Genomic DNA, 12,210 nt, shown 5'->3' on the forward strand with positions numbered 1-12,210 from the left:
GGAGCAAATCCAGCCCTTGCGCCAGACCTATCGCTTGGCAGAATTTTTGAAGAATCACCGTGACCGTTTACAGGTAATCGCTGAGGTCAAGAAAGCTAGCCCTAGTCTGGGAGATATCAATCTCGATGTGGATATTGTGCAACAGGCCCAGACTTATGAAGCAAACGGTGCAGTGATGATTTCGGTTTTGACAGATGAGGTTTTCTTTAAAGGACATTTGGATTATTTGCGTGATATTTCCAGTCAGGTAAACATTCCGACGCTCAACAAGGACTTTATCATCGATGAAAAGCAAATCGTCCGCGCTCGTAATGCAGGGGCGACAGTTATTTTGCTCATTGTGGCTGCCTTGTCAGAAGAACGTCTCAAGGAACTGTATGACTACGCGACAGAGCTTGGACTGGAAGTCTTGGTGGAAACCCACAATCTAGCTGAACTAGAAGTAGCCCACAGACTTGGTGCTGAGATTATTGGGGTTAATAACCGCAACTTGACCACCTTTGAGGTCGACTTGCAGACCAGTGTAGACTTGGCTAAACACTTCAAAGATGATTGCTTGTACATATCTGAATCTGCTATTTTCACAAGGCAGGATGCGGAACGACTAGCACCATTCTTTAACGGAATTTTAGTTGGGACAGCTCTGATGCAGGCAGAAGATGTAGCCCAGAGAATCAAGGAGTTGCAGATTGACAAAGGTTAAAATTTGTGGACTATCGACCAAAGAAGCGGTGGAAACAGCCGTATCAGCAGGGGCAGACTACATCGGTTTTGTCTTCGCACCTAGTAAAAGGCAGGTGACCTTGGAAGAGGCTACAGAGCTGGCAAAGCTCATTCCTGTCAACATTAAAAAGGTTGGTGTATTTGTTTCACCAAGTCGAGCTCAACTGTTAGAAGCGATTGAAAAGGTTGGCTTGGACTTGGTTCAAGTTCACGGTCAGGTGGCGGATGATTTGTTTGAGGATTTGCCTTGTGCCAGCATTCAGGCTGTGCAAGTGGATGGAAAGGGGCATGTACCCAATTCTCAGGCAGACTATCTACTCTTTGATGCCCCAGTGGCAGGGAGTGGCCATACCTTTGACTGGGGGCAACTGGATATAACAGGACTAGCACAGCCTTTCTTTATCGCAGGTGGCCTTAAGGAAGATAATGTAGTAAAAGCAATTCAATACTTTACACCCTATGCAGTAGATGTATCAAGCGGAGTGGAGACAGATGGACAAAAAGATCATGAAAAGATTAGAAGATTTATAGAGAGAGTAAAGCATGGCATATCAGGAACCAAATAAAGATGGATTTTACGGAAAATTCGGCGGACGTTTTGTCCCAGAAACATTGATGACAGCAGTTTTGGAGTTGGAGAAGGCCTATCGTGAAAGTCAAGCAGACCCCAGTTTCCAAGAGGAATTAAACCAACTTTTGCGCCAGTATGTAGGACGTGAAACTCCCCTTTACTACGCAAAAAACTTGACCCAACATATCGGCGGAGCCAAGATTTACCTCAAACGGGAAGATCTCAACCATACAGGGGCCCACAAAATTAACAATGCCTTGGGACAAGTTCTTCTGGCTAAACGTATGGGTAAAAAGAAAATTATCGCTGAAACGGGTGCTGGTCAGCATGGTGTGGCAACTGCAACAGCTGCAGCCCTCTTTAATATGGAATGTATCATCTATATGGGTGAAGAAGATGTCAAACGCCAAGCCCTTAATGTCTTCCGTATGGAGCTTTTGGGAGCCAAGGTCGAGGCCGTGACAGATGGTTCGCGCGTGCTTAAGGATGCGGTCAATGCAGCCCTTCGTTCATGGGTGGCAAATATCGATGATACCCACTATATCCTTGGTTCTGCCTTGGGGCCTCATCCTTTCCCAGAAATCGTTCGTGACTTCCAAAGTGTCATCGGTCGAGAGGCTAAACAACAGTACCGTGACTTGACAGGTCAAGATTTGCCAGATGCCCTAGTAGCCTGTGTTGGTGGTGGTTCTAATGCCATTGGTCTCTTCCATCCCTTTGTAGAAGATGAGTCAGTAGCCATGTATGGGGCTGAAGCAGCAGGACTTGGTGTGGATACAGAGCACCACGCAGCGACCTTGACCAAGGGACGTCCAGGTGTTCTTCATGGTTCTCTCATGGATGTGCTCCAAGATGCCCATGGTCAAATTCTTGAAGCCTTCTCCATCTCAGCAGGATTGGACTATCCTGGTATCGGTCCAGAACATTCTCACTACCACGATATCAAACGTGCAACCTATGTCCCTGTGACAGACGAGGAAGCCTTGGAAGGATTCCAACTCTTGTCTCGTGTGGAAGGGATTATCCCAGCCTTGGAATCTAGTCATGCTATCGCTTTTGCAGTGGAATTGGCCAAAGAACTCGGACCAGACAAGTCTATGATTGTCTGCCTATCTGGACGTGGGGACAAGGATGTGGTTCAAGTAAAGGACCGCTTGGAAGCAGATGCAGCAAAGAAAGGAGAAGTTCATGCCTAAGACTTTAACAGAAAAATTGAATGCTATCAAAGCAGCTGGAAAAGGAATTTTCGTTCCCTATATCATGGCTGGAGACCACGAGAAAGGTTTGGATGGTCTCGCTGAAACGATTCACCTTTTAGAAGAATTGGGAGTTTCAGCTATTGAAGTGGGCATTCCCTTTTCAGACCCAGTTGCAGATGGACCTGTTATCGAAGAAGCAGGCTTGCGCAGTCTAGCCCACGGAACTTCTACCCAGGCTTTGGTTGAAACCTTGAAAACCATTCAAACAGAAGTTCCACTTGTCATCATGACCTACTTCAACCCCCTCTTTCAGTACGGTGTGGAGAAATTTGTTAAAGATCTGGCAGATACAGCGGTCAAAGGCTTGATTATCCCAGACCTGCCTCATGAGCATGCCAACTTTGTAGAGCCTTTTTTGGCAGACACAGATATCGCATTGATTCCCCTAGTTAGTTTGACGACTGGACTTGAGCGTCAGAAAGAGTTGATTGAAGGGGCGGAAGGCTTTGTCTATGCCGTTGCCATCAATGGGGTGACAGGGAAGTCAGGAAATTACCGTGCAGACTTGGACAAGCACCTGGCACAATTGCATCAAGTAGCTGACATCCCAGTCTTGACAGGCTTTGGCGTATCTAGTCAGGATGATGTGGAACGATTCAATGCGGTGTCTGATGGCGTTATCGTCGGTTCAAAAATCGTAAAAGCTCTCCACCAAGGAGAGCCGATTGAGGACTTTATCAAACAAGCAGTAGCTTACCAAAAATAATCAAACAAGCAGCAAGTAAGAGGAAAGGCACAAAAGGAAGTCTTTCCTTTTTCTTTTGGAGGAGAAAGGCTAGAATCCCCGTCGCAGAAGAAAACTGGATCAAGATCAGCAACTCTGTCGCGCTAAAGACGAGAGCACAAGAAGCCAGAAATAGAAAATCCCCTGCTCCCATGCGGATATCGATAAAGTGGGACAAAATTCCGATAACAAGGAAGAAGACCATAACCAGATTACAACCACAGAAAGCCATGAGGATTAGGTGAAACGTCAGCCAGACTAGTAAAGGATATTCCTGATGGCGAAAGTCGTAGATGCCCAAGGTCAGACCAGCAGTGATTAGGATAACTTGACCCAAGGAGAGCCATCCCCAAGAGTAAATCAGAAAGATGAGTCCTAAGCCGAGTTCAAAGAGGGCATACCAGAATGGATAGCGAATCTTGCAGTAGCGACAGCGAAAGCGACCAATCACTTGAGAGATAATCGGAATCAAATCTAAGGGACGCAAGCGAGTCTGACAGGAATCGCAGTGACTAGCTGGTCGAATAATGGATTGCTCAGGGAAACGGTCAATGACCAAACCAAGAAAGGAAGCGAGAATGCTCCCAACAAGAAAAAAATAAAAATCAATCATACTTATCTATTCGTAAAAAATGGAAGAAGTAGTATAATGGAGAAACACAGATAAGATGGTGAGGAAAATATGACAATTCGTTTTGAAGAAAAGGTAAGCACAGAAAATGCTCAGCACGTATGCCAATGGTCCAACTCCATAGGCAAATCCTTTCAAGAACAATGGATGGGAACAATGATTCCTTTTCCCTTGACAATTCAAGTCTTGCAAGATTTGGAAGGGATCTTTTCAATCTTTGATGGACAAGAGTTTGTGGGGCTTATCCAGAAAATCAGGCTAGAAGACAGGAATCTTCATATCGGGAGATTTTTTATCAACCCCCAGAAGCAGGGGCAAGGCTTAGGTAGCCAGGCTTTAAGGAAATTTGTTAGTTTGGCATTTGAAAATGAAGACATAGATACTATTTCTCTAAATGTCTACGAGGCAAATCACACAGCTTACAATCTTTACCAAAAAGAAGGATTTGAAATCGTTCAAATGGTTGAAACACCTATACGAAAATACATCATGAAAAAGGGTAGATAGCAGTCACTTGAGTTAGAGTCCCAAGGATATCAGAGGATAAGGTAGTTACCTTTCAAAGTTAGAAACAAGACTTCTGTGATTTCTAAGATAGAGGAGATAAAAATGTCGAGACGTAGAAAAATACGAATCTTGCTCGCTTCTGTACTTGCCTTAGTTGTTGGTATCAATCTTTATTTTCAGTATCAAAGCCACCAAGAACGGTTCCAACTAAAGGCTTCCTTTGAAGAACAGGACAATATAGCAGTCTTACAATATTTAATGGATTCAGGAAAATATGCACCTGACATCCGTAAAGCGGGCTATGTTGTTCCTCCCGATGGTGCTATCCGCTTGGATGGAGGGATTGACTCCATAGGGATAAAAGGAGACATCGATTTGGATATCTCAAATCCGGGACGGAATGGGGTAACTGCTTATTTTAGAATAGAGATAGATGGTAAAATAACTAGTGTACTATATGAATTGGATAAGAACTTTGATTTAGTTTCTAGCAGCTACTTTCAAGTTAATGAAAACAATATAAAAGAAAGTGTGAACACCTCTCCAGCCGAAGAAGAACGCCTGTTAAAGATTGTTCGAAAAGAGTTGAAAGCTTTTCTAGACAAGATGTATCAGACTTTGTATGGTTGATGTTACTAGTGAGAAATGGATGCGAGACTCTGTTTAGGATGTCAACGATGATGAGAAAGGGGGGATAAAATGTTTACAGAATTGCTCTTTATTGTCTCTTTTGTGTTACTTTTACGTTTGTTTAAAAGTAGGCGCTCACGAATGATTATAGGAGTCTTGTATAGTTTGCTGCTAGTTTGGTTTGTCTTTTCCGTTTTGAACTATGGCAAATACACTCTTCAACCAGGTCAATCCGTCAACTTAAGAGTAAATCCCAGAACACAAGATTTGGAATACTATTCAATCTTCATCTTGAAGAAAAAAGATTCTAGCAGAATTAAATTAACTGGCTCAAGTGTTTGGAGTGAAAGAAATGGTGATGTATATTATGGAGTAGAGGAACAAAAAATTATAAAAAGCCATGGTTTGGACGAGGAGGATGAAGAACTTCCAAACACCCAACCAGATATTTATTTAGAAAAAGATGGAGTTGTTGTGAGTTACCAAGGTGAAAAAGTGTTTGATGCCACCAATAACAAGCCCTACAGGATTACCATTACCAATGTGGACACCTAGCCAGCCCAATTTGAGGCTCAAGTGGTGGATAAATAAGTCAGTCTAGTAGTGTGTAAGCTTTTCAATTTTCTTTCTTTAAAAAGGGAGCTATTATTTTAAACAAGCAAAAAGCCTGGATTCCAAGGCTTTTTCTAGTTGATAATTCCTTTTAATGAAGAATCGGAATCGTTTTTAGGATCCTATATACAAAAAGAGAACAGTAACTGTTCTCTCTCCGGCTAATATTGTTATTAGATGAATTAACGTTTAGCCTTATTTTTCATCTTTGTGAAGCATGTTTTTAACACCTTCAATAGCGCCTTCGACAGCATCTTTAGCATCTTCAGCAACTTCTTTTACTTTAGAAACAACTTTTTCAGCTGCTCCTTCTTTTTCCATTTTTTCATCGCCGATCATTTTGCCGACACCTTCTTTAATGGAACCTTTTGCTTGGTTTAATTTTTCTTCTGTTGACATGATTCTGCCTCCTTTAAATTGATTGATTTTGATCAGATGAATTAGTGTACGCGAGCATTTTCCTTTGTTTCGCCTTTAACGGCTTCAACACCTTCGCCTACTTTTTCTTGAACAGCAGCTACACCTGAACCGATACCAGATTTCACTTTTTCAAATTGTTCTGAAGCAAATTCTCCTGTTGAAGAAGCCACGTCAGTTACTCGGTCTTGGAGGCTTACTGAATCTGCTTCATGCTGTTCCTTCGTTTTGATATCAACAACATTCACATTGACTTCAACAACTTCTAGATCAGTCATTTTTGTAACTTGTGACACGACAACATCTTTGATTTCCTTGTATAAAGCTGGGACATTCTTTTGGTATTCAACAACAATGTTCAAGTCAACTGCAACTTGTTCTTTCCCAACTTCAACATTGACACCATGAGTGACATTATCTGTGTTGATAATTTTTTCTGTTAGATTAGAGAAGAAGCCTCCATCAACATCCAAAAGTCCAGGTACTTTTTCAAGTGAAAGACCAATGATTTTTTGGATGACTTTATCTTCATAAGTGAGTTCCCCTTTAACATCTTGAGAAACAACAGCGACATCTTTTTTTTCTACATTTTTATCTACGTTTGACATACGAGACTCCTTTATTTATTTAAATATTTTTCCTTAACATAGTATCCAGCAAATGCTCCTAGGGCTCCACAAATTAGTACAAAGAGTGTTTTGAAAAAGCCAAAGGATAAGATAAAGCAAGCGAGAATGACACCTACTAAACCGGCAATAATTGGATACTGATATTTTTTAAACCATTCCATTTTTACTTCCTTACTTTACACGACTAACAGTCTTTTTGGTCGTTTTTCGAGGTTCAACTTCTTTTACTTTAACTTCAAGTTTTACCTCACGTTCAATACCAAAGAACTGCTTTAATCCATGAGTTATTTCATTCTGAATGACTAGACATCGATTTGAGATGTTGTCTGAAGGAAGAATTTTCCCTTCTACAGTAACGAAACATTTATTTTTGCGGCTATTAACATGGACCGTTGGTTCTTTCATCAACTGATGATCAATGACCAAACATCGAACAAAGCCTTCGATAGCTGAATTTTTTAGTTTTAATGTATCTTCTTGAGTTTCTAATTGAATCTCTAGATATTGTTTAGGATAGAAGAGTATCACTAACATTGAAATTAAAACTAAAACAGATAGGACAAGTGTCCCCCAAAAGACATATCTAGCAATCAGGAATTCAGCGTAGAGTTCTCTCCAACTGAATAAGTGGATTCCTAAATCACTGACCTGATGATAATCTATGAGAATAGGAAGGAAAATAGTCAAGATTATGATACAGAAAATAAGTAACAATATTTTCTTTGATTTTGACATATTAAATCCTTTCAATTGAAAAGCTTTAAACCATAATTTTACCCGTCTATAGTATTCAAAATTATGGCTTATCACTTTAATTTCTTATTAGGTAATGCTTATTTTTTACCAAATAGAAATGAAACGACTGCAACAACAATCACAGCACCAACAATTGATGGAATAATAGCCATTCCAGCCAATGAAGGTCCCCAGCTTCCTAGAAGTGATTGCCCTACAGACGAACCGATAAGACCTGCAAAGATATTTGCAATCAATCCCATTGAACCACCTTTTTTAGTGATTGCACCTGCGATGAGACCAATAAGACCTCCTACAATAATGGACCACAACATAGTGTATCCTCCTTTTCTATTTCTAAATCAAAGAATCAATTTCTTTGATTGAACTAATTATATAGTATTTCAACTTGGAAACATAATAGTTCGTCTTAAAAACCGTACTGTAAACATGTACTTTAGATACAAATAAATAAGAAAATCTTGATGCTACTGAGTTTTTAAGGGATTAGACTAGTCTTTTTATGACAAGCAAAAGTCGTTGTAAGAGGATAAATTCATTCCATGTGGTATAATTGCATGAAGATTGAAAGACAATCCTTTAGTTTATTATAAAGAGAGAAAAGCTATTCATGAGAGATTTATTATCGAAAAAAAGTCACAGACAATTAGAATTATTAGAATTACTTTTTGAAAACAAACGCTGGTTTCATATTTCAGAACTAGCAGAATTATTGCACTGTGCAGAACGTTCTGTAAAAGATGACTTGTCCCAGGTCAGGTCTTCCTTTCCTGACTTGATATTTCATTCCTCAACAAACGGCATCCGTATCATTAATACCGATGATAGTGATATTGAGATGGTCTATCATCATTTTTTTAAGCATTCAACCCACTTTTCAATTTTAGAATTTATCTTTTTTAATGAAGGATGTGATACTGATAGTATTTGCAAAGAGTTTTATATCAGTTCTTCCTCTCTTTACCGTATCATCAGTCATATTAATAAAATTATTAAGAAGCAATATCGTTTTGAAATTAGCCTCAATCCAGTTCAAATCACTGGAAATGAAATCGATATCCGTTACTTTTTTGCCCAGTATTTTTCAGAGAAATATTATTTCCTTGAATGGCCCTTTGAAGATTTTTCTGTAGAACCTTTGTGTAAACTGTTGGCACTGGTCTATAAAGAAACTGCATTTCCTGTCAATTTCGCCACTCAACGAATGTTAAAGTTGCTCCTCGTTACGAATTTATACCGCATTAAGTTTGGTCATTTTATGGAAGTTGAGAAAAATTCTTTTAACAATCAATTGTTAGAGTCTTTCATGCAGGCAGAAGGCATCGAAGAGATTGTAGCGAGCTTTGATTCTGAATATCGTAACTCTTTGAATAAAGAAGTGATAGGTCAACTATTTGTATCCTATTTTCAAAAAATGTTTTTCATAGATGAAGATGAATTTCTCAACTATGCAAAAACAGACAGCTATGTAAAAAAATCGTATCAGTTATTGGGAGATCTAGTAGATCAGGTATCAAGAGAGTATAATCTTCAAGTAGACAATAGAGACAATCTGATTTGGCATATGCACAATACGGCACATCTGCATCGCCAGGAATTATCAACAGAGTTTATCTTATTTGATCAAAAAGGCAATACAATCAAGAACTTTCAAAATATTTTCCCTCGCTTTGTTTCAGAGGTGAAGGAAGGAATGGAACACTATCTAGAGGCTTTGGATATGGATCGTAATTCAATGAAGGTCAATCATTTGTCTTATACTTTTATCACTCATAGCAAACACTTGGTGCTAAATATTTTACAAAATCAACCTAAATTAAAGGTTTTGGTCATGAGTAATTTTGATCAGTATCATGCAAAATCAGTAGCAGAGACACTTGCTTACTATTGCAGTAACAATTTTGAACTGGAAGTTTGGAGTGAATTAGAGTTATCCCTTGATGCTCTAAAAGAATCACCTTACGACATCATTATTTCTAATTTTATTATTCCTCCTATTGAAAATAAGAGACTGATCTATTCCAATAATGTCAATACAGTTGCTCTCATCTCTTTGCTTAACGCAATGATGTTTATTCGATTAGACGAGTAACTAAGAATAAAAAAACGCTATCTAGCGTTTTTTCTTATAAGAAAAGAATTTCATCTATATTAGACTCAGAATATCCTAAAAATTTTGTCATTTCTTAGTTCAGAACAAACAAAAAAGCCTTGACTCCAAGGCTTTTTTTATGTTATAAACTCATTAAAAGAACCCCCAGTTAGATTTGGAATATTTTTTATTCTGTGTCACATAAAAATAAATAAAATGAATGGCTATAGCTAGAGCTAAAATGGTTGTTATACTCACTACTATTATAGGATTAGAAGCAAAGATTAAAGAGAGAATCAAGGCAGCCAGATAGAGTGTCGCTTGGACACAGTAGTAACTTTTCGAATAGCGAAGATAGTGTTTGTTATAGGGCCCATTTACTAGGACAGCAGCTTGAAAGAGGCCAAATCCGATATAAGAGAAGCTGGTTGCAAAGAGAAGATTAGCTTCAGGATTTAGAAGAAAACTCATCGAAACGGTCATCATAATAAGTCCAATGAAAATAGGATAGTGACTGTAAATTAGAAATAGTCCCTTTTGATTAGATTCTTCATCAATAGCATGGTCGAATTGACCAAAATAAAACAAGAACAGAGAAAGCATAATAATGAAATAAAGAACCGAATAAATCGAGAAATTCTCGATTGTAAAGAAGTTAGCTAGCTCCATAATCATCTCTCCAAACGTAATAATGACAAGAAGGGAGATGCGCTCGATTAAATGGGGGAGATTTACCTGGTAATGCTTATCTTTACTAAGCAAGATAATTGGCATAATAAATGTTAGCAGAATACTAGCAAATAAGACAGAGACTCCAACGTAAATAGGAAGAAGAGCTGCTAGATAGACTCCTAAACTTCCTAGACCTGTTATCCATAGAAAACCTTTGATACTTTCCCGTTCAACATTATCGGTTGATTTTCTAAAAAATTCAACCAAATATTGTAAAAATAAGGTAAAGGTTAATGTACCAACAGCCCAACAAAGATAATGAAAATATTGTTGCCAATCAGGTCCAATCATATTGGCTATAAAGAGTAAAAGTCCCATTTTGATAAACATGATTACCATGTTAAATAAAGAGTTCTTTCCATAGCGATTGGTATAAACGGTTTGAATCATCCAGGAATCGGTGAGAACCAAGACAGCCATGAAAAAATCAAGGAAAGAATTCCAAGTCAAAATACCGTTATGAAGATGGTCAATTAAAGTAGTTGCTTTTGAAATTGCAAAAACAAAAACTAGGTCATAAAATAGTTCTGAAAATTCTACACGTTTATGTTTAATGAGAGTTGTCATCTTAAGACCTTTCTATTTTAGAAGTACAATTTATTATAACAGAAAATGATAATGAAAGAAAAGGAGATGCTTAAATAACTTCATGTGGCGCGAATTGTCAAAACCTTGACCTCTTTTTTCATTTACTTGTCGGTTTCTGTTTTGTAAAATAGTCTCATAAATCAAATGAAATAAAGAGAAAATCATTATGTCAAATAAAAGTCACTTAAATTCGTGCGAGTAAATACCAAAGAATTATGAATAAGTATGGACAAACAGTTGGTAGAAATTTTCTTGGTAGATTGAATACTGGGATTCATCAGAGCATCCAAATGGCAATTGTCGACAAAGTTCTAATAGATGATTTTACACAACATGTCGAATTATTTTCATCCAAAGAACAACAGATGACAGAAGAGAAATATTTACATACAGAAAAGGACTATCTGGATTTACTTTTAGCAGTAAGGAGAAAATTTTTGAAGAATTTAATCAAATTAGAGATGTCTGGAAAGATTGCTCATAAAAAAATGTGGGGCAAATCAGTTATAGACAAGCAAAAAAGCCTTGGTTCCAAGGCTTTTCCTGTTGTATTTAGATGCCCCCTGCAGGGCTCGAACCTGCGACCCATAGATTAAGAGTCTACTGCTCTACCAACTGAGCTAAGAAGGCAAATAAAAAGCTGTATTGGTGCCGAAACTTCACGGTTTGTATTGAACCCGCGCAATTAAGCAGGTGGGCAACTCGCTCTAACTGAAGCTGTTTCCGTGTGAGACGGCCTACATGCTGTTAGAAGACTTTTGTTTCCCTAATAATACAAAAAATAGTCGGTCAACACTTAAGTGTGAAGTCGTACACCACAGCGTTTCTATATTTATATGATACCACTTTTTTAAAAAATTCAAGAGGAAAATTTATTTTTTTGAAAAGGATTTCACAAGTTTCTTAATTTATCAATGGTCTCCTTGCGTTGAGCTAAGGCCCGTTCGTACTTGCCAGTATCTTCCGGAGTGAAGTAGTGCTGGTCTTTGATTTTTTCTGGCAAATAGTCTTGTTTGACCCAGTGTCCAGGATAGCTATGGGGGTAGAGATAGTTTTGGGCATTGCCCAATTCCTTGCTACCGCTATAATGTCCATCACGTAGATGTCGCGGAATGGGCAAATGCCCTGATGTTTTGAGGTCAGCAAGAGCCTTGTCTATAGCCACATAGGCTGAGTTGGACTTGGGTGAAAGAGCCAGATCAATCACGACATTAGCAATGAGAATGCGGGCTTCTGGGAAGCCAATCCTTTGTGCAGCCTCTAGAGCAGTTACGGTATGAATCTGCGCTTCAGGATTGGCCAAGCCGATATCTTCATAGGCGATAACGGTCAAGCGACG

The 12,210-nt window shown here is 38.7% G+C and carries 15 protein-coding genes, 1 tRNA gene and 2 pseudogenes; 9 read left to right on the forward strand and 9 right to left on the reverse strand.

What is annotated here, in order from left to right; translation table 11 throughout:
- The 4 genes from trpC to trpA all read left to right on the forward strand — a co-directional run.
- Nucleotides 1-703, forward strand: a 703-nt coding sequence (gene trpC, locus SORDD24_RS00155; protein ID WP_061407821.1) for an indole-3-glycerol phosphate synthase TrpC, incomplete at its 5' end; no start/stop codon positions are given.
- Nucleotides 690-1,289, forward strand: coding sequence for a phosphoribosylanthranilate isomerase (locus SORDD24_RS00160; RefSeq protein WP_061406508.1), 600 nt, complete (start codon nucleotides 690-692; stop codon nucleotides 1,287-1,289). The genes trpC and SORDD24_RS00160, both read left to right, overlap by 14 nt.
- Nucleotides 1,267-2,490, forward strand: a complete 1,224-nt coding sequence (trpB, locus tag SORDD24_RS00165; RefSeq protein WP_061406510.1) for a tryptophan synthase subunit beta — start codon at nucleotides 1,267-1,269, stop codon at nucleotides 2,488-2,490. Before SORDD24_RS00160 ends, trpB begins: the two co-directional genes overlap by 23 nt.
- Nucleotides 2,483-3,259, forward strand: coding sequence for a tryptophan synthase subunit alpha (gene trpA, locus SORDD24_RS00170; RefSeq protein WP_061406511.1), 777 nt, complete (start codon nucleotides 2,483-2,485; stop codon nucleotides 3,257-3,259). The genes trpB and trpA overlap by 8 nt, the downstream gene beginning before the upstream one ends.
- On the opposite strand, the gene SORDD24_RS00175 is transcribed toward trpA, so the two are convergent.
- Complete coding sequence (locus SORDD24_RS00175) at nucleotides 3,231-3,890, reverse strand: prepilin peptidase (RefSeq protein ID WP_061406512.1); 660 nt, start codon at nucleotides 3,888-3,890, stop codon at nucleotides 3,231-3,233. The two genes, trpA and SORDD24_RS00175, sit on opposite strands and share 29 nt — an antisense overlap.
- Nucleotides 3,891-3,959: 69 nt before the next feature.
- On the opposite strand from SORDD24_RS00175, the gene SORDD24_RS00180 reads away from it, so the two are divergent.
- From SORDD24_RS00180 to SORDD24_RS00190, 3 genes are all read left to right on the forward strand, one after another.
- Nucleotides 3,960-4,415: a GNAT family N-acetyltransferase gene (locus tag SORDD24_RS00180; protein ID WP_061406514.1), complete on the forward strand. Its 456-nt coding sequence runs from the start codon at nucleotides 3,960-3,962 to the stop codon at nucleotides 4,413-4,415.
- Between the two features lie 102 nt (nucleotides 4,416-4,517).
- On the forward strand, nucleotides 4,518-5,045 hold the full coding sequence (locus tag SORDD24_RS00185; RefSeq protein ID WP_061406516.1) for a hypothetical protein: 528 nt from the start codon (nucleotides 4,518-4,520) through the stop codon (nucleotides 5,043-5,045).
- A 69-nt stretch (nucleotides 5,046-5,114) separates the two neighbouring features.
- Nucleotides 5,115-5,600, forward strand: coding sequence for a hypothetical protein (locus SORDD24_RS00190; RefSeq protein WP_061406518.1), 486 nt, complete (start codon nucleotides 5,115-5,117; stop codon nucleotides 5,598-5,600).
- Nucleotides 5,601-5,852: 252 nt separating this feature from the next.
- Here the strand turns inward: SORDD24_RS00190 and SORDD24_RS00195 are convergent, their stop codons facing one another.
- The 5 genes from SORDD24_RS00195 to SORDD24_RS00215 form a co-directional block, all read right to left on the reverse strand.
- Nucleotides 5,853-6,056, reverse strand: coding sequence for a CsbD family protein (locus SORDD24_RS00195; RefSeq protein WP_000102420.1), 204 nt, complete (start codon nucleotides 6,054-6,056; stop codon nucleotides 5,853-5,855).
- A gap of 41 nt (nucleotides 6,057-6,097) precedes the next feature.
- The gene (locus tag SORDD24_RS00200; protein WP_000072932.1) at nucleotides 6,098-6,682 is read right to left on the reverse strand and encodes an Asp23/Gls24 family envelope stress response protein; all 585 of its coding nucleotides are present in this window, start codon (nucleotides 6,680-6,682) and stop codon (nucleotides 6,098-6,100) included.
- Nucleotides 6,683-6,693: 11 nt separating this feature from the next.
- Complete coding sequence (locus tag SORDD24_RS00205; protein ID WP_000454669.1) at nucleotides 6,694-6,864, reverse strand: DUF2273 domain-containing protein; 171 nt, start codon at nucleotides 6,862-6,864, stop codon at nucleotides 6,694-6,696.
- Between the two features lie 10 nt (nucleotides 6,865-6,874).
- Nucleotides 6,875-7,438: an alkaline shock response membrane anchor protein AmaP gene (amaP, locus tag SORDD24_RS00210; RefSeq protein ID WP_061407823.1), complete on the reverse strand. Its 564-nt coding sequence runs from the start codon at nucleotides 7,436-7,438 to the stop codon at nucleotides 6,875-6,877.
- A 98-nt stretch (nucleotides 7,439-7,536) separates the two neighbouring features.
- Nucleotides 7,537-7,773, reverse strand: coding sequence for a GlsB/YeaQ/YmgE family stress response membrane protein (locus SORDD24_RS00215; RefSeq protein WP_000964741.1), 237 nt, complete (start codon nucleotides 7,771-7,773; stop codon nucleotides 7,537-7,539).
- A 296-nt stretch (nucleotides 7,774-8,069) separates the two neighbouring features.
- Here SORDD24_RS00215 and SORDD24_RS00220 point away from each other — a divergent pair, with 296 nt between their 5' ends.
- Nucleotides 8,070-9,551 (forward strand): AcpB/EbpR/MafR family transcriptional regulator, encoded by a 1,482-nt coding sequence (locus SORDD24_RS00220; protein ID WP_061406520.1) that lies wholly within the window; start codon nucleotides 8,070-8,072, stop codon nucleotides 9,549-9,551.
- A gap of 153 nt (nucleotides 9,552-9,704) precedes the next feature.
- On the opposite strand, the gene SORDD24_RS00225 is transcribed toward SORDD24_RS00220, so the two are convergent.
- A complete protein-coding gene (locus tag SORDD24_RS00225) occupies nucleotides 9,705-10,850 on the reverse strand; it encodes a low temperature requirement protein A (protein ID WP_061406522.1) in 1,146 nt (381 codons plus the stop codon).
- Between the two features lie 209 nt (nucleotides 10,851-11,059).
- Here SORDD24_RS00225 and SORDD24_RS10675 point away from each other — a divergent pair.
- Nucleotides 11,060-11,308, forward strand: a pseudogene (locus SORDD24_RS10675) (site-specific integrase); the annotation flags it as partial.
- A gap of 120 nt (nucleotides 11,309-11,428) precedes the next feature.
- Here the strand turns inward: SORDD24_RS10675 and SORDD24_RS00230 are convergent.
- Together SORDD24_RS00230 and SORDD24_RS11425 are read right to left on the reverse strand one after the other, a co-directional pair.
- Nucleotides 11,429-11,501: transfer RNA gene (locus SORDD24_RS00230), tRNA-Lys, on the reverse strand.
- 262 nt (nucleotides 11,502-11,763) lie between these two features.
- Nucleotides 11,764-12,210 (reverse strand): annotated as a pseudogene (locus SORDD24_RS11425) (replication-associated recombination protein A); the annotation flags it as partial.

The organism is Streptococcus oralis (assembly GCF_001579175.1).
In the GTDB taxonomy this organism is placed as follows: domain Bacteria; phylum Bacillota; class Bacilli; order Lactobacillales; family Streptococcaceae; genus Streptococcus; species Streptococcus oralis_O.